This window comes from Brevundimonas sp. AVps7 (assembly GCF_058681545.1).
The window spans coordinates 138939-159175 of the sequence record NZ_CM178742.1; the positions used below are offsets into that span (position 1 = coordinate 138939).

At 67.9% G+C, this 20237-nt stretch carries 21 protein-coding genes; 8 read left to right on the forward strand and 13 right to left on the reverse strand.

Features of this window, described 5'->3' with window-relative positions; genetic code table 11:
• Positions 1-139: 139 nt before the first annotated feature.
• Positions 140-691: a hypothetical protein gene (locus ACW17Y_RS00730; protein WP_492036875.1), complete on the forward strand. Its 552-nt coding sequence runs from the start codon at positions 140-142 to the stop codon at positions 689-691.
• Positions 692-695: 4 nt separating this feature from the next.
• Here ACW17Y_RS00730 and obgE read toward each other — a convergent pair whose 3' ends face one another.
• On the reverse strand, positions 696-1748 hold the full coding sequence (obgE, locus tag ACW17Y_RS00735) for a GTPase ObgE (RefSeq protein ID WP_492036876.1): 1053 nt from the start codon (positions 1746-1748) through the stop codon (positions 696-698).
• Positions 1749-1920: 172 nt separating this feature from the next.
• Here obgE and ACW17Y_RS00740 point away from each other — a divergent pair, with 172 nt between their 5' ends.
• Positions 1921-2703 carry a hypothetical protein gene (locus ACW17Y_RS00740; RefSeq protein WP_492036877.1) on the forward strand — a complete coding sequence of 261 codons (783 nt, stop codon included), beginning with the start codon at positions 1921-1923 and terminating at the stop codon, positions 2701-2703.
• 213 nt (positions 2704-2916) lie between these two features.
• Here the strand turns inward: ACW17Y_RS00740 and ald are convergent, their stop codons facing one another.
• Positions 2917-4035, reverse strand: coding sequence for an alanine dehydrogenase (gene ald, locus ACW17Y_RS00745; RefSeq protein ID WP_492036878.1), 1119 nt, complete (start codon positions 4033-4035; stop codon positions 2917-2919).
• A 151-nt stretch (positions 4036-4186) separates the two neighbouring features.
• On the opposite strand from ald, the gene ACW17Y_RS00750 reads away from it, so the two are divergent.
• Positions 4187-4663, forward strand: a complete 477-nt coding sequence (locus ACW17Y_RS00750; RefSeq protein ID WP_492036879.1) for an Lrp/AsnC family transcriptional regulator — start codon at positions 4187-4189, stop codon at positions 4661-4663.
• 22 nt (positions 4664-4685) lie between these two features.
• On the opposite strand, the gene ACW17Y_RS00755 is transcribed toward ACW17Y_RS00750, so the two are convergent.
• The 8 genes from ACW17Y_RS00755 to nepR all read right to left on the reverse strand — a co-directional run bounded on the left by ACW17Y_RS00755 (position 4686) and on the right by nepR (position 12529).
• The gene (locus tag ACW17Y_RS00755; RefSeq protein ID WP_492036880.1) at positions 4686-5915 is read right to left on the reverse strand and encodes a DUF418 domain-containing protein; all 1230 of its coding nucleotides are present in this window, start codon (positions 5913-5915) and stop codon (positions 4686-4688) included.
• A gap of 85 nt (positions 5916-6000) precedes the next feature.
• Positions 6001-6213 carry a hypothetical protein gene (locus tag ACW17Y_RS00760; RefSeq protein WP_492036881.1) on the reverse strand — a complete coding sequence of 71 codons (213 nt, stop codon included), beginning with the start codon at positions 6211-6213 and terminating at the stop codon, positions 6001-6003.
• A gap of 11 nt (positions 6214-6224) precedes the next feature.
• Positions 6225-7679: an NAD-dependent succinate-semialdehyde dehydrogenase gene (locus ACW17Y_RS00765; protein ID WP_492036882.1), complete on the reverse strand. Its 1455-nt coding sequence runs from the start codon at positions 7677-7679 to the stop codon at positions 6225-6227.
• A gap of 108 nt (positions 7680-7787) precedes the next feature.
• Positions 7788-9452 carry an MFS transporter gene (locus ACW17Y_RS00770; RefSeq protein ID WP_492036883.1) on the reverse strand — a complete coding sequence of 555 codons (1665 nt, stop codon included), beginning with the start codon at positions 9450-9452 and terminating at the stop codon, positions 7788-7790.
• A gap of 221 nt (positions 9453-9673) precedes the next feature.
• A complete protein-coding gene (locus ACW17Y_RS00775; protein ID WP_303696671.1) occupies positions 9674-9811 on the reverse strand; it encodes an entericidin A/B family lipoprotein in 138 nt (45 codons plus the stop codon).
• Between the two features lie 50 nt (positions 9812-9861).
• Positions 9862-11703 (reverse strand): sensor histidine kinase PhyK, encoded by a 1842-nt coding sequence (gene phyK, locus ACW17Y_RS00780; RefSeq protein ID WP_492036884.1) that lies wholly within the window; start codon positions 11701-11703, stop codon positions 9862-9864.
• A 2-nt stretch (positions 11704-11705) separates the two neighbouring features.
• Entirely contained in the window at positions 11706-12323 is a 618-nt protein-coding gene (locus tag ACW17Y_RS00785) for a sigma-70 family RNA polymerase sigma factor (protein ID WP_428151458.1), read from the reverse strand.
• Positions 12320-12529 (reverse strand): anti-sigma T factor NepR, encoded by a 210-nt coding sequence (nepR, locus tag ACW17Y_RS00790; RefSeq protein WP_492036885.1) that lies wholly within the window; start codon positions 12527-12529, stop codon positions 12320-12322. The genes ACW17Y_RS00785 and nepR overlap by 4 nt, the downstream gene beginning before the upstream one ends.
• Positions 12530-12765: 236 nt before the next feature.
• On the opposite strand from nepR, the gene phyR reads away from it, so the two are divergent.
• Positions 12766-13560 carry an anti-anti sigma factor/receiver protein PhyR gene (gene phyR / locus ACW17Y_RS00795; RefSeq protein WP_492036886.1) on the forward strand — a complete coding sequence of 265 codons (795 nt, stop codon included), beginning with the start codon at positions 12766-12768 and terminating at the stop codon, positions 13558-13560.
• Between the two features lie 74 nt (positions 13561-13634).
• On the opposite strand, the gene ACW17Y_RS00800 is transcribed toward phyR, so the two are convergent.
• The gene (locus tag ACW17Y_RS00800; RefSeq protein WP_492036887.1) at positions 13635-13940 is read right to left on the reverse strand and encodes a hypothetical protein; all 306 of its coding nucleotides are present in this window, start codon (positions 13938-13940) and stop codon (positions 13635-13637) included.
• 321 nt (positions 13941-14261) lie between these two features.
• On the opposite strand from ACW17Y_RS00800, the gene ACW17Y_RS00805 reads away from it, so the two are divergent.
• Entirely contained in the window at positions 14262-15281 is a 1020-nt protein-coding gene (locus tag ACW17Y_RS00805) for an NADP-dependent oxidoreductase (protein WP_492036888.1), read from the forward strand.
• Positions 15281-15688, forward strand: coding sequence for a MaoC family dehydratase (locus ACW17Y_RS00810; protein WP_492036889.1), 408 nt, complete (start codon positions 15281-15283; stop codon positions 15686-15688). Before ACW17Y_RS00805 ends, ACW17Y_RS00810 begins: the two co-directional genes overlap by 1 nt.
• Positions 15689-15763: 75 nt before the next feature.
• Here the strand turns inward: ACW17Y_RS00810 and ACW17Y_RS00815 are convergent, their stop codons facing one another.
• Both ACW17Y_RS00815 and ACW17Y_RS00820 read right to left on the reverse strand, forming a co-directional pair.
• The gene (locus ACW17Y_RS00815; protein ID WP_492036890.1) at positions 15764-16579 is read right to left on the reverse strand and encodes a SapC family protein; all 816 of its coding nucleotides are present in this window, start codon (positions 16577-16579) and stop codon (positions 15764-15766) included.
• 84 nt (positions 16580-16663) lie between these two features.
• Entirely contained in the window at positions 16664-18688 is a 2025-nt protein-coding gene (locus tag ACW17Y_RS00820; protein ID WP_492036891.1) for a TonB-dependent receptor, read from the reverse strand.
• Positions 18689-18791: 103 nt separating this feature from the next.
• Here ACW17Y_RS00820 and ACW17Y_RS00825 point away from each other — a divergent pair, with 103 nt between their 5' ends.
• Together ACW17Y_RS00825 and ACW17Y_RS00830 are read left to right on the forward strand one after the other, a co-directional pair.
• A complete protein-coding gene (locus ACW17Y_RS00825; RefSeq protein ID WP_492036892.1) occupies positions 18792-19277 on the forward strand; it encodes a transcriptional repressor in 486 nt (161 codons plus the stop codon).
• Between the two features lie 71 nt (positions 19278-19348).
• Complete coding sequence (locus ACW17Y_RS00830; RefSeq protein WP_492036893.1) at positions 19349-20236, forward strand: alpha/beta fold hydrolase; 888 nt, start codon at positions 19349-19351, stop codon at positions 20234-20236.
• Position 20237: the final 1 nt, after the last annotated feature.

Genomic DNA, 20237 nt, shown 5'->3' on the forward strand with positions numbered 1-20237 from the left:
TGAGCAAACGAAAGCGCAGCTAACACGACGACGGCGGGCTTGTCGCCATTGAGAGCGATCTTCGGGGCCCCGCGGGAAAACCTGACGGCCGGTGTCAGCTATGGGCGTCTAGCGTCGGCGGACCTCAACGGAGCCCGCCATGATCATGACTGACCGACGCGACCTGCTGACCGCCATGGCGGCCCTGCCCATCCTGCCTGCCGGACAGAACGCCGAGGGGGCCGCGCCCGTCGAACCGACGCCCGTCGCCGCCGGGCAGTTCGACTGGCTGAGCGGGGAATGGCGCATCGCCCATCGGCGGCTGAAGGCGCCCGGCGACTGGGACGTGTTCGAGGGCGAGGCGACCTGCTGGTCGATCCTCGACGGCCGGGCCCATGTGGAGGAACTGCGAATCCCGGCGCGGGACTTCGCCGGCATGGGGCTGAGGTCGCTCGACCCGGCGGCGGGCGTCTGGCTCGACTACTGGATGAACGGCAAGGTCGGGCTGATCGGCGGCGACGGCGTGCCCGGCCGGTTCATCGCCGGCGAGGGCGTGTTCGATTCCGGGGACAGCGACGATCAGGGTCCGATGATCGTGCGCGGCCTGTGGGACCAGATCACCGGCCAGTCGCACCGCTGGCGTCAGGGCGTCTCGCGCGACGGCGGGACGACCTGGGACTGGAACTGGATCATGGACTGGACGAAGGCGTGAGGGCCTAGGGTTTCCAGCCGTCGGCGAAGGTCTCGATCTCGTCGCCCTCTTCGTCGATCTCGCCGCGGGTCTTCCTGACCTCGGCCCAGGCGGCGCGAAGCAGTTCGGGCACGCCCTCGCCCGACACGCCGGAGACCAGCATGGGACGGCGACCGGCGACGGCTTCCAGTTCGGCGGCCTTTTCCTCGCGCGCCTCGGGGGTCAGGGCGTCGATCTTGTTGAGGGCCAGGATCTCCTGCTTGTCGCCCAGACCTTCGCCATAGGCATCGAGTTCGCCCCGGATGATGCGATAGGCCTCCGCCACATCGTCCTGGGTGCCGTCGATCAGGTGGATCAGGGAGGCGGACCGCTCGACGTGGCCGAGGAAGCGGGTGCCGAGACCGGCGCCTTCCGACGCGCCCTCGATCAGGCCGGGGATGTCGGCGATGACGAACCGTTCCCCGGGGCTGAGGTCCACCATGCCGAGGTTGGGCGCGAGCGTCGTGAACGGATAGTCGGCGATCTTGGGCCGGGCCGCAGATGCCGCCGCAAGGAATGTGGATTTGCCGGCGTTGGGCAGGCCCGCCAGGCCGATGTCGGCGATCAGTTTCAGCCGCAGCCAGATCCAGCGCTCCTGGCCTTCCTGACCGGGGTTGGCGTGGCGCGGGGCCTGGTTCTGGGGACCCTTGAAGCGGACATTGCCCCAGCCGCCGTTGCCGCCGGAAAGCAGCAGCTCCTTCTGGCCGACCTCGACCATGTCGAGCACGACCGTTTCCTTGTCCTCGGCCAGCACCTGGGTGCCGACGGGGACCTTGAGCACCACGTCCTCGCCCTTGGCGCCGTGCATCTGGCGACCCATGCCGTGGGTGCCGGTCGGGGCCTTGAAATGCTGCTGGTAGCGGTAGTCGATCAGGGTGTTGAGCCCCTCGACGGCCTCGACCCAGACGTTGCCGCCGTTGCCGCCGTCGCCGCCGTCGGGCCCGCCGTTCGGAATGAATTTCTCGCGCCGGAACGAGACGGAGCCTGCGCCGCCGTTGCCGGAACGGATGTAGATCTTGGCCTGGTCGAGGAACTTCATCGGGTATTTCTAAGTAAGGGCGCTAACGCGCGCGACGCGATCGCGCGCTGCTTGAGCGCGGGCCATACCCGAAGAGAGCGGCGAATTACAGGCGAAGGCGGACGGTCGGGCTTAAGCGGATCGAAAGCGTGTCCGATGCACGGTGTCGGCGAACACTGATGGAGAGATCAGAATGATCTCGCTGACGCCCGCCTCGACCCAGCCGCTGCCATTCTGGCGCACCCCTCTGCAGGGGAAGTCCGCGTCCGCCGGCGAGGCGTCGCCGGGCTTCGGCCTGCCGTCCCTCTCCGACATGCGTGACGCGCAGAAGTCGATGAAGAAGGAGATGGCGGCCAAAAAGGTCCAGGCCGTTCGCGAACGCATGGATGCGCTCAAGCTGATGGTGAAAGTCGACCCGAAGGCGGGGCTGAAGATGACCGCCGAGCTGGCGAAAGAGCTCAGGTCGGCGGTGAAGGACTATGTCGAGGCCGGCGGCAAGAACGTCACCGACGGCGAGATGGCGATGATGCGCCGCGACGCGAAGGACGCCCGCGAGGCCGCCGATGCGGCGCTGAAAGGCCTGCCGGCGGAACCGAAGGCCGCCGACGGCGAAGCCGTCGAGGTGGACGCCGAGGCGGAAACCGCGACCGTCGATGCCGAGATGAAGCGGGCCCAGGCCGCCTATGCCGCCGCCTTCGAGATCGCCGACGGGCGCGACGAGACGGCCGACCGGGCCGAGGCCGTGCTCGGCGCGGCTATGGTCGACCGGGGCTTCTTTGAGCAGGTGAAGATGGCGGTCGCCGAGCTCAAGGAGGCGCGCGACAAGATCAAGGCCAATTGGACCCATCCGAGGTCGCCGGACAAGGACGACTGGAAGGCCGCCGACAAGGAAATGGCCGAGCTCGAGAAGGCCATCGACATGGCGCCGACGGGGGCGCCGGAGCCGGCATCGAGCGGGGCGTCGGTGACGGCGTAGCCCTCTCCCCTTGCGGGAGAGGGAGGCGGCGCGCGAGAGCGCAGCGATCGTTCTTGCGCCGGCGGGTGAGGGGTGAAACCCGGCGGCTGGACTGAGCCTGTCTGTTCTGACCGGTGAGATCGGGAGTCACCCCTCACCCGACCGCGCCAGAACGACGGCGACGCCGCCGTGCGCGATCTCCCTCTCCCGCAAGGGGAGAGGGAGACAGAAGTCCTATCCCTTGGCCCAGACGCCGAACGGATCGCTCCAGCTCAGGCCCATGGCCTCGGCGACGGCCGGGTAGGTGATCTCGCCCTTGAGGACGTTGAGGCCGCGCGCAAGGTGCGGGTCCTTCCTGAGCGCCTCGAGACCGTGGTTGGCGAGGGCCAGGCCGAACGGCAGGGTGGCGTTGTTCAGGGCCTCCGACGAGGTGCGCGGCGCGGCGCCCGGCATGTTGGCGACGCAGTAGTGGACAACGCCGTCGACGGTGTAGGTCGGATCCTCGTGGGTCGTGGCGTGGCTGGTCTCGAAACAGCCGCCCTGGTCGATGGCGACATCGACGAGGACCGAGCCCGGCTTCATCGACTTGAGGTGCGACTTCTTGATCAGCTTGGGCGCCTCGGCGCCGGGGACCAGGACCGCGCCGATGACGACGTCGGCCTTGACCACTTCCTCGTCGATCGCGCCGATCGACGAGTAGCGGGTGATGACGCGGCCGTTGGTGACCTCATCGATATAGGCCATGCGCGGGATCGAGCGTTCGAGCACCACGACCTCGGCGCCCAGGCCCATGGCCATGCGCGCGGCGTTGAGGCCGACGACGCCGCCGCCCAGCACCAGCACGCGGGCCGGCGCCACGCCGGGCACGCCGCAGAACAGCAGCCCCATGCCGCCGTTGTGCTTGAGCAGGGTCTCGGCGGCCGAGAAGACGGCGATCCGGCCGGCGACCTCGGACATCGGCGCCAGCAGCGGCAGGCCACCACGCGCGTCGGTGACGGTCTCATAGGCGATGGCGGCGCATTTGGAGGCCAGCAGGCCCTTGGTCTGCTCGGGGTCAGGCGCCAGGTGCAGGTAGGTGTAGAGGATCTGGTCCTCGCGCAGCATCTCCCACTCGACCTTCTGGGGCTCCTTCACCTTCACGATCATGTCGGCGTTGGCGAAGATGGTCGGGGCGTCGGCGACGATCGAGGCGCCCGCCTTGACGAAGGCGTCGTCGGTGAAGCCGGCGCCGAGACCCGCGCCCGTCTGGACCGAGACGGTGTGGCCGTGGGCGACGTACTCGCGCACCGCCGTGGGGGTCAGGCCGACCCGGTGTTCGTTCTTCTTGATTTCCTTGGGAACGCCGACGTGCATCAGATCTCTCCGGTTCAGACGATGGACCCCGCGAGACCAACGGGCGGCGCGGGCGATGGCTGCATCTTCTAGCGACCCGCGCAGTGCAGGTTCCTGTTCTTTTCAGCAAGTGATCGGCATAAAGTCGCAGAAACTTGCGCTGGATGGCCCCATGAAGACCGTTTCCGCCGTCGCTCTCGATGCGACCGACAGAAAGATGCTCCGTGCGCTGCAGGCGGACGGGCGGATGACCAATACCGAGCTGGCCAGGACGGTCGCCCTGTCCGAGAGCGCCTGCCTGCGTCGGCTGCGGGCGCTGGAGGGGGCGGGGGTGATCAGCCGCTATGCCGCGATCATCAACGAGCGGGCCGTGGGCCTGCCGATCAGCGTCTTCGTCACCGTCACCCTGTCGTCCCAGGCCGAGAGCGCCCTGACGGCGTTCGAGACGGCGATCACAGGCGTGCCGGAGGTGGTGGAATGCTATCTGATGACCGGCGGGTCGGACTATCTGCTGCGGCTGGTGGTGCGCGACGTCGACGATCTGGAGCGGGTTCACGCCAGAGCGCTGACGACCATTCCGGGGGTGACGCGGGTGTCGTCCAGTGTCGCGATGCGGACAGTGGTCAAGCGGGGGGCGCTGCCGGTTTGACGCGCGCTGTTTGGGGGGCGATTCAGGCTTCCGCCCGGAGAAGAGGCTGCCATCGTCCATAGGTGGCCGAGCGCCAGAGCCATTCCGCCGGACCGAAACGGAACCGCGCCAGCCACCACCGACTGATCACGATCTGGACGGCGTAAACGACGAGGGCGAGCGCCAGGCAGAAGGTCGGTCCGGCATATTTCAGCCAGCCCAGACCGAGGCCGTAGAGCACGAACACAAAGACGAGGCTCTGGGTCAGATAGTTGGTCAGCGCCATCTGACCGGCGGCGCCCAGGCCTGACAGCAGCCGGCGCCAGACTGTCGTCTGGCACAGGACGACGATCCCCGCGGCATACCCGAGCGCCAGGACCAGTTGGCTCGCCTCATCCACCAGCGTCCTGGGAATCTGGGCCCAGCGGGGAAGGCGAAGACCGGCCAGGTCGATGCCGGGCGCCACGGCCGCCAGACCCAGGCCGATGACCAGCAGCCACGGCGCGACCCGGCGAAAGGCGGCGGCATACCGGGCGGTGTCCTGCATCCAGCCTTGCCGGAACAGCCAGCTGCCCAGCATGAAACGCCCCAGGACGGTGGCCAGGAAGGCCGGCCCGATGGCGGTGAGGTAGAACTCCCGGCCGTTGGCGAGCCACAACTCCCGGACCACGGCGCTGTAGTCGTGGCCCATGAAGACCGGCCACCGACGGGCGGTCCCGGCGGCCTGCAGTGCGACGAAGTCGGGCGGACTGCCGCGCGGCGTCACGACCACATACCAGGCGATGGCGGTCGTCAAAGCGCCCAGGGCGAGGACGAGTCCGAGGATCAGCAGCAGGCGGGACGGCCAGCGCCGTGTCAGCATCAGCGCCAGACCCATCAGCGCATAGGCATGCAGGATATCGCCCATCCAGAGCAGGAACAGATGGGCCAGTCCTATGACCAGCAGGATCAGGACCCGACGCAGATAGAGGGCGCGGCTATCGATGCCCCTCGCCTCGGCCCTGTGGCTCAGAATGGCGAATCCAAAGCCGAACAGGATCGAGAACAGACACTGCGCCTTGCCCTGGGCCAGCCAGTCTCCCACCAGACCGATCCAGCGATCGAGCCCGGCCGTCGGCAAGGCGGCCAGCACCTGCGGGGGGACGGCGAACTCCGCGTTGCTGTTCAGGTTCATCCACAGCACGCCGAACAGCGCGAGGCCGCGAATGATGTCGATCTCGCCGATCCGATCCGCCTGGCGCGTCGGGATCGCCGCTGTCGTGCTGTCGGTCATGTCGCAAGGCCCTCTGACGCAAGTCGGCTATCATGCGGCTCGGATTCCGTCGGTCAATGACCGGCGGTTTTCAGATCCGGAGCGATCAGGACCGATGGCGGCTGCGGAGGACTGTGACGACAGCGACGACCAGCCAGCTCATCGCGATCATCAGCACCAGATCACTGACCAGCTTGATCATGCCGTAGAGGGTCACCGTTTCGACCGATCGTGTCGTCGTATCGGCCAGCAAGGCCGTCAGGCCGGCCGCGATCAGGAGTGCGGCCGGCCAGACCAGAGGTTTCAGCCGTCGGGTCATGTCCGGGCCCCCTATTTCAACGCAAGCGTGACCTGTTTGATGTCGACATATTCCTCAATGCCGTGGGTCGAGCCTTCGCGGCCGTAGCCGGACTGTTTGACCCCGCCGAAGGGGGCGACGGCGGTGGAGATCAGGCCGGTGTTGATTCCGATCATGCCCGCCTCGATCCGGCGGCCGATGCGCATGGCGCGGTCGAGGTCCCGGGTGAACAGGTAGGAGGCGAGGCCGAACTCCGAGTCATTGGCCTTGGTCAGCGCCTCTTCCTCGGTGTCGAAGGGGAAGACGGGGATCAGGGGGCCGAAGGTCTCCTCGTGCCGGAACAGTTCGTCGTCGCCGCCCAGGGTCACGGTCGGCTGGAAGAAGCGGCCGCCCAGCGCGTGACGCGCGCCGCCGGTCAGGACCTTGCCGCCCGAGGCCTGGACGCGTTTCAGGTGATCCTCGACCTTGGCGATGGCCTTGTCCTCGATCAGGGGGCCGACCTTCACGCCGTCCTCGAAGGCGGAGCCGACGGGGATCTTCGCGACTTCCGCCGCCAGTTTGGCCGCATAGGCCTCGGCGACCGAGGCCTGGACATAGACGCGGTTGGGACAGACGCAGGTCTGGCCGGAGTTGCGGAACTTGCCCTTGATGGTCTCGGACACGGCGAGGTCGAGATCGGCGTCCTCGAACACCATCAGGGGGGCGGCGCCGCCCAGCTCCATCGACACCCGCTTCAGGGTCGGGGCGCATTGCTCGGCCAGCTTCCTGCCCACGGGCGTCGAGCCGGTGAAGGACAGTTTGCGGATCAGGGGGGAGGCGGTCAGGACGCCGCCGATGGTCGCCGCGTCGCCGGTGATGACGCTGAGCGCGCCCCTAGGCAGACCTGCCTTGTAGGCGAGCTCGGCGAGCGCAATGGCGGTGAAGGGTGTCTGGGAGGCCGGCTTGACCACGGCGGTGCAGCCGGCGGCGAAGGCGGGACCGAGCTTCCGGGTCAGCATGGCCGCCGGGAAGTTCCACGGGGTGATCAGGGCGCAGGGGCCGACGGCCTCGCGGAAGGTCAGGATGACGTGGCCCAGCGGGCTGTCCTGGGTCTCGCCGAGGATGCGTTCGGCCTCTCCCGCGAACCATTTGATGAAGCCGTTGGCGTAGGTCACCTCGCCCTTGGCCTCCTCGAACGGCTTGCCGTTTTCGATGGCCATCAGGGCGCCGAGGCCCTCGGTGTTCTCGTCGATCAGGGCGGCCCAGTCGCGCAGGAACTTCGCGCGCCTGTGCGGGTCGGAGCGCGACCAGTCGGGGAAGGCGTCATGCGCGGCCTGGATGGCGCGCTCGGTCTCACGGGCGCCGAGGTCCGGGATATGGCCGATGATCTCGCCGGTCGCCGGGTCATCGACGGCGATGCCGTCAGCGCCCGCCGGGATCGCCTCTCCGGCGATGAAGGCCTGCTCGCGCAGGAGCTTGAGGCCGGCGGTACGGGCGGCGGTGTTCATGGGAAACGCTCCGGATTTCGACCGCCATCAGATGGCGAGGCGGGACCCGTGATGAAAGCCCCGTCGCCGGATTTGGCTGCGTTCCGTGACGGCAGTCCAGTCTGCGCGTCAGTCGCCGATCGTATGCAGGTCGCGGCCCTTCGTCTCCGGCAGGAACAGCAAGGCGACCACCGCCGCGACGGCGGTGAAGCCGACCGAATACCAGAGGCCGAAATAGATGTTCCCCGACCAGGCCACGAGGGCGAAGCTGGCGGCGGGGAGCAGGCCCCCGACCCAGCCGGTGCCGACATTGTAGGGCAGGCTCATCGCCGTGTAGCGCACCCGCGTCGGGAACAGCTCGACCAGGGCGGCAGCCTGGGGGCCGTAGACGGCGGTGGCCGCGACCATGAAGACCATCAGGATGGCGAAGACGGCCAGCAGGTTGATCTGATCAGGATCGGCCTTCGCCGGATAGCCGGCCTCGGTCAGAGCCGCCTTGATGCGGGTGTCGACGTCGGTGCGGGCGGCCTTCAGGGCGACGGCGTCGAGACCGGTCCCCTCGAGCGAGGCGACCTCGACCGTGCCGATACGGACGGCGGCGACCGATCCGGGCTCGGCGGCGAGGTTGTCGTAGCTGACGCCCGCGTTGGACAGGACGTTCTTGGCCAGGTCGCAGGAGGAGGCGAAGGCGGTCTTGCCGACGGGATCGAACTGAACCGCGCAGGTGGCGGGATCGGCGATGACAGTGACAGGCGATGAGGCCTGGGCCTGGGCCAGCGCCGGGTTGGCGGCATTGGTCAGGGCGTGGAAGCCGGGGAAAATGGCCAGCAGGAACAGGACCATGCCGCCGATCATGACCGGCTTTCGCCCCACCCGGTCCGACAGCCAGCCGAAGAAGACATAGAGGAAGGCCGAGGCCACGGTGATGGCCAGGATCAACTGATCGACCGTCGCCACCTCGACCTTCAGCACCCGTTCCATGAAGAAGCGGGTGTAGAAATAGCCCGCGTACCAGACGGCGCCCTGGGCGAACATGATGCCGACGAGGGCGATCAGCACGAACTTGCCGACCTTCCAGGTCCCGAAGCTTTCGCGGAAGGGCGCCTGACGTTCGGTGCTCTCCTCCACCATCCGCTTGAAGGCCGGGCTCTCGTGCAGCTTCAGCCGGATCCACAGGCTGATCCCGAGCAGGAAGGAGGACAGCAGGAAGGGGATGCGCCAGCCCCAGGCGTCGAAGGCCTCGGTCCCCAGGATCCAGCGGGTGATCAGGATGACGGACAGCGCCATGATCAGACCGATAGCGGCCGTGGTCTGGATCCAGCCCGTGAGGAAGCCGCGCTTGCGGGCCGGGGCGTGCTCGGCGACATAGATCGCGGCCCCGCCGTATTCACCGCCGAGGGCGAAACCCTGCAGGACCCGCATGGTCAACAGCAGGATCGGTGCGAGGATGCCGATCTGGCCATAGTCAGGCAGCAGGCCGATCGCGACGGTGGCGACCCCCATCAGGGAGATGGTGACGAGGAAGGTCGTCTTGCGGCCGGTCTTGTCCCCGAACCAGCCGAACACCAGGGCGCCCAGCGGCCGCACGACGAAGCCGACGCCGAAGGTCAGCAGGGCCAGGATGTAGGCGGTGGCCTCGCCGACATCGGCGTAGAAATGCCGCGCGATGATGGTCGTCAGCGAGCCGAAGATGAAGAAGTCGTACCACTCGAACGCCGTGCCGGCGGCGGAGGCCGCGACGACGGTGTTCAGGCCGGGGCCTTCGACCTCGTGTTCGGTGGTCGTTTCGGTCATCGTCTTCCCCGCCTCTGAGCCCGGGCGTCGTCTGCCGGACGCCTTTCACACCAGCCTAGCGGCGGTTCGCGCGAGGGCAAGCGGACAAGAGCGCGCCGGCCTGCGAAGCTTGACCGCCTCCCGCTCATCACACCCGGACAAGCGAAGGCCCGCTGGACGGGGGGACCAGCGGGCCTTCTTCACCCTTCCGCATCTCCGAAGAGCTGCGGTCCGGAACGGGGTTAGTTCTTGGCTTCTTCCGCGGCGCCGGTGACGGCCTGACCTGCGGCCGAGGTGTCACGACCAACACCCGAGATGGTGTTGCAGGCGGCGGTGGTCAGGGCGGCGGCGGCGGCGATCAGTACGAAAATCTTGCGCATGGGAAACTCCTGAAACTCGCGGGCGGAGAGGAGGCCCGCCCTGTGGGAGATCAACGCGATGTGCGGCTGAGAGTTCCGGGGGTCACCCTGGCGTCGCTGGGTTTCAGATCGTCGGGGTTGGTCGGCACGACGGCTTCGGGCGTGGTGAAGACCATGCGCGCGATCGTGCCGCCGCCGGGGGCGGGCAGAAGTTCAGCCTCGCCGCGCAGCTGTTTGGCGAAGGCGCCCATCAGGGTGCGGCCTACCCCGCTGCGGACCGCCTCGTCGGACGAGCCCGGGCCATCGTCCTGGACCTCCAGGGTCGAGGTGTCGCCGTGGACACGGAAGCGAACCTGAAGCGCCCCGCCGCGACCGGCGAATGCATGTTTCTGGGCATTGCTGATGGCCTCGACGAGCCAAAGGGCCAGAGGGGCCAGCTTGTCGGGATCGACAACCAGACTGTCGGCGTCGATCGAGGAGGTGACGGTGAAACCGCGCCCGGATTCCGAGGCCACCATCTGGCCTACGAGCTCGGTCATGAACTCGCGCGCATCGGCGTGGCGGATGTCGTCGGACTGGTAGAGGGTGCGGTAGATCAGGGCGAGGGCCGAGATGCGCTGGCGCGTGTCGCCCAGCGCCGCCTTGGCCGGTTCGTCCTTCAGGGCGCGCTGTTGCATCGACAGCAGCGACGAGATGATCTGCAGGTTGTTCTTCACCCGGTGATGGATTTCGCGCATCAGCGCGTCCTTCTCCGACAGGCTCTCGTTCAACGACCGGTCGCGGGCGGCGATGGCCTCGGCCAGTTCGTCGAGCGTCTGGGCGAGGCGACGGATCTCGGCGGGCGCCTGGGCGGCCTGGACCGGACGGACGGAATAGCGGCCGCGGGCGTAGAGGGCGGCGATCCGTTCCAGATAGTCGAGCCAGCGCACCACGATCCGCTCGGACACCAGCATGACCGCCGCAAACGCGGTGAGCCAGGCGGCCAACGGCAGGAGGAGGACGCCGATCGGATTCAGCCGCGCCCATGAGAGAAGGCCAGGCGAGGGCGCGGAGATCACGACATAGACGTCGCGCCCGGCCAGGGCTGCGCCGGCGTAATCACGGTGCTCTCCATCGGAGGTGTCCGCTTCGAACACCGAGTACCGGCCTTCCCGGGCCCGCTCGACCCAGCCCAGCAGGCCGGGGCCTTCATCGAAGGTGAAGGCGCGGATGTCGGTGGAGACCAGGACGCGTCCCCTGGCGTCCGTCAGGGCTGCCTCGGCGTCCTCGGGCAGGGCGGGGTCGGTGATGTCGGGCTGCAGTTCGGCCAGGGGCAGGATCGCCGCCATGGCTCCGGCGAACACGCCGCGGGGGCGTTCCCAACGGACGCCGATCACCAGGGCCGGAGTGTCGCTGAGGTTTGACGACGCGCGCGCCAGGGCGACCTCCTCGCCCCCCCTCAACCGCTGGAACCAGGTCTCATTGGCGAAGACCGGGCCGGCGGCGACCAGCGGCGTAGGCCGGGAATCGCAGACGATCTGACCGCCCGTACCGACCCGGTAGAGGGCCCCGTAGTCGTCGAGACGCTGCACGAGGCCGGCCAGGCGAGGGCCGCAGACAGGCGCGGAGGCTTCGGGCGCCATTGCCGACAGCAAGGCGGCGGCGGCGTCGAGTCGGAACTGGGCCGCCTCGGTGGTGCGCTCGGCCGCGAACTGCAGGTCGGCGCGGCGATCCTCGGCCTGACGGCGGAACTCGACCTGGGCCTGGACGGCGCCGAGCAGCAGGATCGGCAAGAGGGCAATGGCCATCGCCAGGCCCAGTCGGAAGCGGATGCCCTGCACTCGTGGTTTGCCGACCCCGCGGGCCCAGAGCCGTCCGAAGGATGAGGCGGCGCGCCGGGCGATGCGGCCCCGCGCGGGCCCGTTCGGAACCATGATCAGCCTTGTTGTCGCGCGCCGCTCAACCGGTCGGCGTCGGCGAGGATGGAGCGCATGGCGTCGCCGGCCGCACGGCCGTCACGGCCGTAGCCGCCGCGCTCCAGCGTGGCCTGAAGCGCCTTGCGCGCGCGGCTGACGCGGCTTTTCACCGTGCCGACGGCGCACTGGCAGATCTCGGCCGCCTCTTCGTAGGCGAAGCCGCCCGCGCCGACGAGGATCAGGGCTTCGCGCTGTTCTTCGGGCAGGGTGTTCAGGGCCTGACGCAGTTCGTCCAGGGCGACGGGCGCCTCCGGGTCGTCGACGGCGACCAGGGTCCGTTCGGCGGCCTCCTGGTCCAGCTGGGACGACCGCCACGACCGGCGCTTCTCCGAGTAGAACTGGTTGCGCAGGATCATGAAGGTCCAGGCCTTCATGTTGGTGCCCATCTGATAGGAGGCGCGGGCATCCCAGGCCTTCATCATGGCGTCCTGCGCCAGGTCGTCGGCGGCGGTCGGATCTCCGGTCAGTGTGCGGGCGAAGGCGCGCAGGTGCGGAATCAGCTGGACGAGTTCGCGCTTGAACCCTTCGTCGTCGGCGGAGGGAGGCTTGGGCGCAGTCGAACGACCTGAGACGCTCACGCCTTGTTCTCATCGGTCTTGCGCTGGTCGGCGCGGCGCAGGATTTCCAGAAACTCGTCCGGGACCGGCTCGTTGACGACCTCGTCGAACATGTGACGCAGCTTCACGCCGATGGCCTGCTGACGCAGGCGCGCTTCTTCAAGCGGCGGCTCGGCGCCCGGCCGGGCGGGGTTGGACTTACGCCCGGAGTCCGAAGAGTCGATCATGTATGTCTGCGCCGCCAATCGTTGATCTCATTCACGCGTCTGGGCCGGCTCTATGCAACCGGGCTCATTGTTCAGCCGGTCAACGTCGCTGACGAACGCCAGTTCCGTGGCTAGCTGATTTTATGGTGAAGCTAAATCAGATGCGTCGGGAACCGTGGCGGTAGTGATACGTTCGATCCGCCAAGCGAGCCGCCATGAACGGCGCGCAATGTCGAAATTTGTCGGGGAATACCTAGATGAGCCTACTGGCCAGACTCGCGCCGCACCTGCCCTACGTCCGCCGCTACGCGCGGGCCCTCACCGGGGATCAGGCGACGGGCGACAATTATGTGCGCGTCGCGCTCGAGGCCCTGGCCGCCGGCGAACGCCAGTTGTCACCGGACATGACGCCGCGCGTGGCGCTGTACCATGTGTTTCACACCATCTGGTCCACGACCGGCGCCCAGCTGGAAGACGCCAGCGGCCTCGAGGGGCAGAACGACGCCTCAAGCCGCCTGATGCGGATCGCCCCGCGCTCGCGCCAGGCCTTCCTTCTGACCGCCCTGGAAGGGTTCACCCCGTCCGAGGCCGCCCAGATCCTGTCGGCGGACGCCCATTCCGTCGAACGACTGATCGGCGACGCCCAGGCCGAGATCGACGCCGAACTGGCCACCGACGTTCTGATTATCGAGGACGAGGCCATCATCTCCGCCGACATCGAGAGCCTGGTCCGCGAGCTGGGGCACAATGTCACCGCCACCGCCACGACCCATGACGAGGCCGTCGACGCCGTCGCCCGTCACCGTCCGGGTCTGGTCCTGGCCGATATCCAGCTGGCCGACGGCTCGTCGGGCATCGATGCGGTCAAGGACATCCTCAAGAAGTTCGACGTGCCGGTGATCTTCATCACCGCCTTCCCGGAGCGCCTGCTGACCGGCGAGCGTCCGGAACCGACCTTCCTCATCACCAAGCCCTTCCAGCCGGAAACGGTGAAGGCGGCGATCAGCCAGGCCCTGTTCTTCCACCCGACGCGCCAGAAGGAAGCCGCCTGAGTTCAGGCGTCTATCTGACAGCCAGTGAAAAGCCCCGCCGGAGCGATCCGGCGGGGCTTCTTCCTGTCTGGTGATCAGTTGGCCGGTTGAGCGGGTGGCTGGCCGGTGGAGTTGGTGGGCGGGGTGGGCGTCGGGGGACCGGAGTTATCGAACGCGGCCGTATCGACGGCCTGATCTCCCGTGTTGGCGTTGGTGGTCGCGAAGCCGCCGTTGGAGACGAACCACATGCCCAGCAGCAGGATCGCCGCAGCGCCCGCCGAGACGACCAGCAGCACCAGGATGCGTTTGCCCGGCCGGGCGCCTCGAACATACTGGGCATCCACCGGGCGGCCCTCATGAACCGCGTCGGCCGCTTCGGAATGGGGATCGTGGTGGGTCATGGCGCTGCCTTTCGACGATGAAAACTCAGGTTTGGACAACGCTTCGGCCAGCGTGGCCGTTCCGTGCGGGCCGCCCGTCACGCGAAGGGCGAAAAAAGTCGCCGAACCGGGGAACGGTTCCCGGATGCCGCCGTTCTCAATTCGTGGAGACGGCGACGCCCCCCCGACTTGGACCGGCCACAGCTGGTCCTGCCGTCTCCACGCCTCATTCTCGATGATGCCACTTCAAGCCGGTCCCGATGGGATCGGCTTTTTCTTTGCCTTGTCCGCAGGCTGGGCCATGATGCGGGTCTGCAAAAGAAACCAACCGGAGACGACGCCATGACCCTGACGAACCGCCAGTGGGTGCTGCGCCAGCGGCCCCAAGGCCTGATCAAGGACGACGATCTCGAGTTGGTCTCCAACGTCGTGCCGGACCTCAAGGACGGCGAGGTTCTGGTCCGCACCGTCTATCTGTCGCTGGATCCGACCAACCGAACCTGGATGAACGACGCGGTCGGTTATCTGCCGCCCGTCGGCCTCGGCGACGTCATGCGGGGCCTGACGCTGGGCGTCATCGAGCAGTCGAAGTCCGAAAAGTTCAGGGAAGGCGACCTCGTCACCACGGCCATGGGCGGCTGGAGCGACTATGGCGTGGTGCCGGATACGGGCGTCAGCCGCGTGCATCGCGCGCCGGGCATACCGCTGACGGCGAACATGTCGGTGCTCGGCATGACCGGACTGACGGCCTGGGCGGGCGTGACCCAGGTGCTCAAGCCCGAGCCTGGCCAGGTCATGGTCATCTCGGCAGCGGCCGGCGCGGTCGGCTCGATCGCGGGCCAGATCGCCAAGCAGAAGGGCGCCCATGTCATCGGCATCGCCGGAGGGCCCGAGAAATGCCGCTGGTTGACCGAGGACCTCGGGTTCGATGCGGCCATCGACTACAAGAACGAGGACGTCGGCCAGGCGCTGGACCGGCTGGCTCCGAATGGCGTCGACCTGAATTTCGAGAACGTCGGCGGCGACATCATGGTCGCGGTGTGGAACCGGCTGAACATCCACGCGCGGATGGCCGTCTGCGGCATGGTCTCGGCCTACAACGCCACCAAACGCCCGCCGTCTCCGGACCTCAGCCGCCTGATCACCCACCGGATGACCATGCAGGGCTTCCTGGTCATGGATTACTCGCCGCGCGCCAAAGAGTTCATCGCCGAGGTCGGCCCTTGGCTGGCGTCAGGCAAGGTTCAGTGGAAGGTCCACGTCGACAATGGCCTGGAAGGCGCCGTCACGTCGCTGAACCGGCTGTTCACGGGCGACCACGATGGCAAGCTGCTCGTCCGCGTCTCGGAAGAACCGGCCTGATGAGCGATCCGCTCCACACCCATTTCGAGGATCTCGAGGTCGGTCAGGTGCTTCAGCTCGGCGCCTGCGCCGTGGACGAGGCGGCGATCGAGCTGTTCGTGGCGCATTTCGCGCCCGGCTGGGACCCGGCCTACGGCGCGCCTGACGCCCTGGTCTATGCGTTGTGGAGCCGGTTGGCGTCCGACAAGGCCGCCGGCTGGGCCCAGTCGAAACTGCTGGCCGTCGACGGCCTGCGGTTCATGCGCAATCCGCCTTCGGGCGAGTTGCTGCGTGGGCGGATGACGGTGATGGGCAAGGACCCCGTGGGCGACGAGAAGGGCATCGTCATCGCCCAGCACGACCTGCTCGACGAGGGCGGTCGGCTGGTGTTTTCCTGCCTGACGCGGGGCGTGTTCGTTCGCAGGTAGGAATTAGGGCCTGGGGCTTAGGGCTTGGCAAGCGAAGCGCTTCCAAGACCTAAGCCCTACTCACCAAGCCCTGGATCAGGCGTTGCCGGCGACGACTTCGCCGTTGACGATCTCGCCGTTTTCGTTCGCGCGCTGGAAGGCCAGGGCGATCAGGCGGTCCCAGCCGAGCAGCGACACCAGGTGGGCGTAGATCTGGCCCAGGGCGCCGTTGTCACGCAGTTCGACCAGCTTCTCGGCCGGCAGGGCCTTCAGCTTCTCTTCCGAGACGGCGAAATAGTCGGCCAGCTTCTGGGGCTGACCCGGCTCGCCGCGCTCGTTGCGGGGGGTGAAGACGGCTTCACGGACGTCGAACAGGTCCAGGTCCGTCAGCAGTTTGACGAAGCTGTCGGTGCGCTGACGCTCCTGCTCGAAGTTGTTGCAGAACTCCATGGCCTGGTTGACGTAGTCCGAGGGCTTGCCGTCGTTGAACAGGGGAGCCTGGCCGCCTTCGACGATGAAGGGCGCGTCGCGGTCGATGCACAGGATCAGGCGCTGGTTCTGCGGGTCGTTGGCGAAGACGAACGGATAGCGACGGACATAGGCCGGAATGTAGGCCTCGGGGCGGAAGTCGCCCGTAGCGGTCACATACAGGTTCTCGGACTGGCGCAGGCCCATGACGGCGACCGGCTGCTTCGAGTCGCCGAGGAAGACGACCGGGTAGCTGAGAGCGGCCGGAGCGAACTCGGTCACGGTCAGCGGCACGACGTGCGACTGGGCGACGAAGGCGTAGGGCTTGTCGACCGGGTTGACGCCCAGCTTGCCGTGCAGGTCGCTCGAGAGCGGCTCGGGCTTGCCGTAGAACAGGACATTGCCGTCGAGGCCGGCGTCTTGGGGTGCAGTGGTGTCGGTCATGAACGCGAGAGCTCTGGGAATGACGGAAAGGCGGGCCTTCTAGCGGAACCGGCCCGCCGCCGCAAACCGGCGCACCTGTCTGGCTTAAAACCGGTAGGTGACGCCGACCCGCAGGTTCCGTCCGGCCTGGGGCGCGATGTCCTTCAGGAAGGAGGCGTGTTCCCGCGCCTCCTCGTCCGTCAGGTTGTGGGCCTCGGCGAAGACGGTGACGTTCCGGTCCGAGAACGGCCGGACCGAGCCCGACAGATTGATCATCGTGTAGCCGTCGGTCGGCAGTTCGAAGGCGGCGGTCTCGTCCTGTTCGCCGACGTGGCGGACCTCCAGCTGCGTGTCCCAGTTGGCGTCGGTCCAGGTCAGGCGGCCAGTGATCGAATACGGCGGGATACGCGCGGCCGGGCCCAGGTCGGTGTCGGCTTTCACATAGTCGGCGGCGGCGCCGAGCTTGAGGCTGCGCTCCCCGGATTCCCACAGCGCGTAGTCGCCCTCCAGTTCGAAGCCGGTGAAGGTCGCGTCGGTCTGGACATAGGCGAAGATCGGGAACGGCTCGCCGTCGAAGTCGAAATCGGCGCCGGTCGGGCGCTGGTCGATGAAGCCGTCGTACTTCGCCCGATAGACGTGCAGGTCGCCGTCGAGGGCGCCGCGCGACAGGTGGACCGTGCCTTCCAGCGTCAGGACCTTCTCGGAATCCAGCGTCGGGTCGCCCAGCTCATAGGCGGCGGTGGCCACGTGGACGCCGTCGGCGAACAACTCGACCTCGCTGGGCGCGCGCTCGCTCGACGACAGGCTCAAGCCCAGGAACAGGCCCTGCGCCGGCTTGACGAAGACGGAGCCCGAGGCGGACCAGTTGTCGAACTCGCGGGTGATCTGCGACGCCCCGTCGATGGGGGTGGCCGACAGTTCTCGGCGGTCGTACCGCAGGCCGCCCTCGAAGCCGTAGCTGCCGAGGTCCAGCCGCTGGACGGTGTAGAGGCCCGTTTCCTTGATGGAGGTGGCGGGGACGAAGGCCTCCTCGCCGATGGCGTCGAAGTCGCGATCCAGCACCTGGATCCCGACCACGCCCTGCCAGCCGTCACGCTGGCGCTGGATCAGTTCGGCCCGGCCTTCATAGCCCGAGGACTGGAAGATGGTGCCGACCTCGGGGCCTTCGAATTCGGTGTGCTCATAGTCGGCGTAACCTGCCGAGAGGCTGAACGACTGGAACCAGGCGGTGTCGAGGTCGCGTCTGGCGCGGAAGTCGTAGCGGGTCTGTTCCAGATCGATGGAGACCTCGGGCTCGGCCACGGTGCCGTAGTTGGATCGGGTGTTCTTGATCGAGACCCCGACGAAGCCGCGATCGTCCACATAGGACACGCCGGCCCCGACCTGTTCGATCTCGGCGAAGGAGTTGACCACGGTCCCGGCGTTGTCGCGGGCCACGCTCTCGGCGGTCGCCAGACGCTGCGAGATGGCCGAGCCGGGGATGTCGTAGTCGCCGCTGTCGCGCCGGAAGCCGTCGACGGTAAAGACGAAGGGACCCGCATTGGCCGCCAGACGCGCGCCGAGGCCATAGCCGTCGTCGACGCTGGAGTACTGGGTCGAGACATGGCCGTCGACGCCGCCCTCGACCGCATGGGTCGGGATGCGTTCGTCCAGGATGTTGACCACCCCGCCGATGGCCGAGCCGCCGAAGGTCAGGGTGGATGGGCCGCGCACGACCTCAATGCGGTTGGCCTCGGCGGGGTCCACTGCGACCTGGTGGTCCGGCGAGACGGCCGAGGCGTCGATCATGCCGAGGCCGTTGGTCAGGACCTGGACGCGCGGACCGGACAGGCCCCGGATCACCGGACGGCTGGCGCCCGGCGCAAAGCTGGACGAGCGTACGCCCGGCAGGCCGGCGACCAGGTCGCCCAGGGTCTGGACCGGAGCGACGGCCAGGGCTTCCTCGTCCATCACATCCACAGCGATCAGGCTGGCGTTGCCGGTCACGCCGAAGGGGCGGCCGGTGACGATGACGTCCTCAACCGCGTCGGCGTCCTGTCCCGGTGCGCTTTGGGCCGAGGCGACGCCGGCGAGGGCGCCCCAGGCGACGGCGACGAGGACGGCGGAACGGGACAGGCAAACAGGACGCATGGCGAACTCTCAGGGAGGAGGAGGCGAAGTGTTATGAGATAACATCACGCATAGTCAAGCGGCCACGGTTGCGATGGGCGTCGAGGCGGCTTAGCTGAAGGACATGGCCTCCCACTGCGACCACGCGCACAGCGAGACCGGCCTCGACGCCGGACAGATCGGACGCGCCCTGGCTTCGGCGGAGGCGCGTTGCGTGCAACAGGGCGAGCGGATGACCGCGCCGCGCCGACGGGTGCTGGAACTGCTGCTGCAGGCGGGCGAGGCGGTAAAGGCCTATGACCTGATCGCCCGCTACGGCGTGGACGGCGTCGCCGCCAAGCCGCCGACCGTCTATCGCGCCCTGGAATTTCTCGAGAAGACCGGGATGGCCCACCGCATCGCCTCGATCAGCGCCTATGTCGCCTGTTCGGTCGGGGACCGCGCTCACGCCGCCGCCTTCCTGATCTGCGACTGCTGCGGCGCGACCGAGGAGGTCACCCCGCCCGAGGGCGAGGCCCTGCAACAGGCCGCCATCGCCGCCGGCTATGCACTGGAACGCACCACGATCGAAGGTCACGGCCGATGCCCGGCATGTCGAGTCGCGGCATAGGCCGCAAGTCGCATCGCCGCACAGGCTCATCCGCGCTGGCGTCGGGGCCTTCGGCTCCCTAGGTTCCGGATATGGACGCTGCCCGGCTCTCCCCGCCCCGCCGCATGACCGTGCCCATCGACAACCGATGGGGCGGCGGAGACATGTCGGTGCTGGACTTCGGCGACCCGAAGCGGCCTGTCGATCTGATCTTCTGCCACGCGAACGGGTTCAACGCGGCCACCTATCGGTCGATCCTGGCGCCTCTGGCCTCCTCGTTGCGCATCCTCGCCCCGGACCTGCGGGGGCACGGGGCGACCACCCTGCCGATCACGACCGGCCGAAAGGGCTGGCAGGATCATCGCGACGACCTCGTCTCACTGCTCGACAGCCTGGACGGACCGCCGGTGGTCATGGCCGGCCATTCGATGGGTGCCACCAGCGCCATCCTCGCGACGGCCGAACGACCGCAGAAGGTCTCGCAAGTGGTCGCCCTCGATCCGGTCGTCTGGAAGCGCTGGATGGTGGCGGCGCTGCATCTGCCGCTTCTGAACCGGCTTCCCGGCCATATCCCGCTGGTGAAAGGCGCGCTCAGGCGTCGGGCGCGGTTCGACAGCCGGGAACAGGCGCTGGCGGCCTATCGCGGGCGAGGCGCCTTCAAGGGTTGGTCCGACATCATGCTGATCGACTATCTCGGGGCGGGCCTGACCGAGCACGGCGACGGGTTCGGACTGACCTGTCCCCCTGAGTGGGAGGCCTCCAACTATTCAGCCCAGGGGCACGACCCGTGGAAGGCGATGCGAGATTGCGGCCGGCCGGTCCGTATCCTGAAGGCGGAGACCCACTCGACCTGCGCGGTCGAGGCCTCGCCACGCGGCCTGCCGCGGGTCTCGGTCGAGACCGTGGCCGGCGGGACGCATTTCTTCCCGATGCTGCGTCCCGATATCGCCCGCGACGCCCTGTTCGACGCCGCCGTCTAGA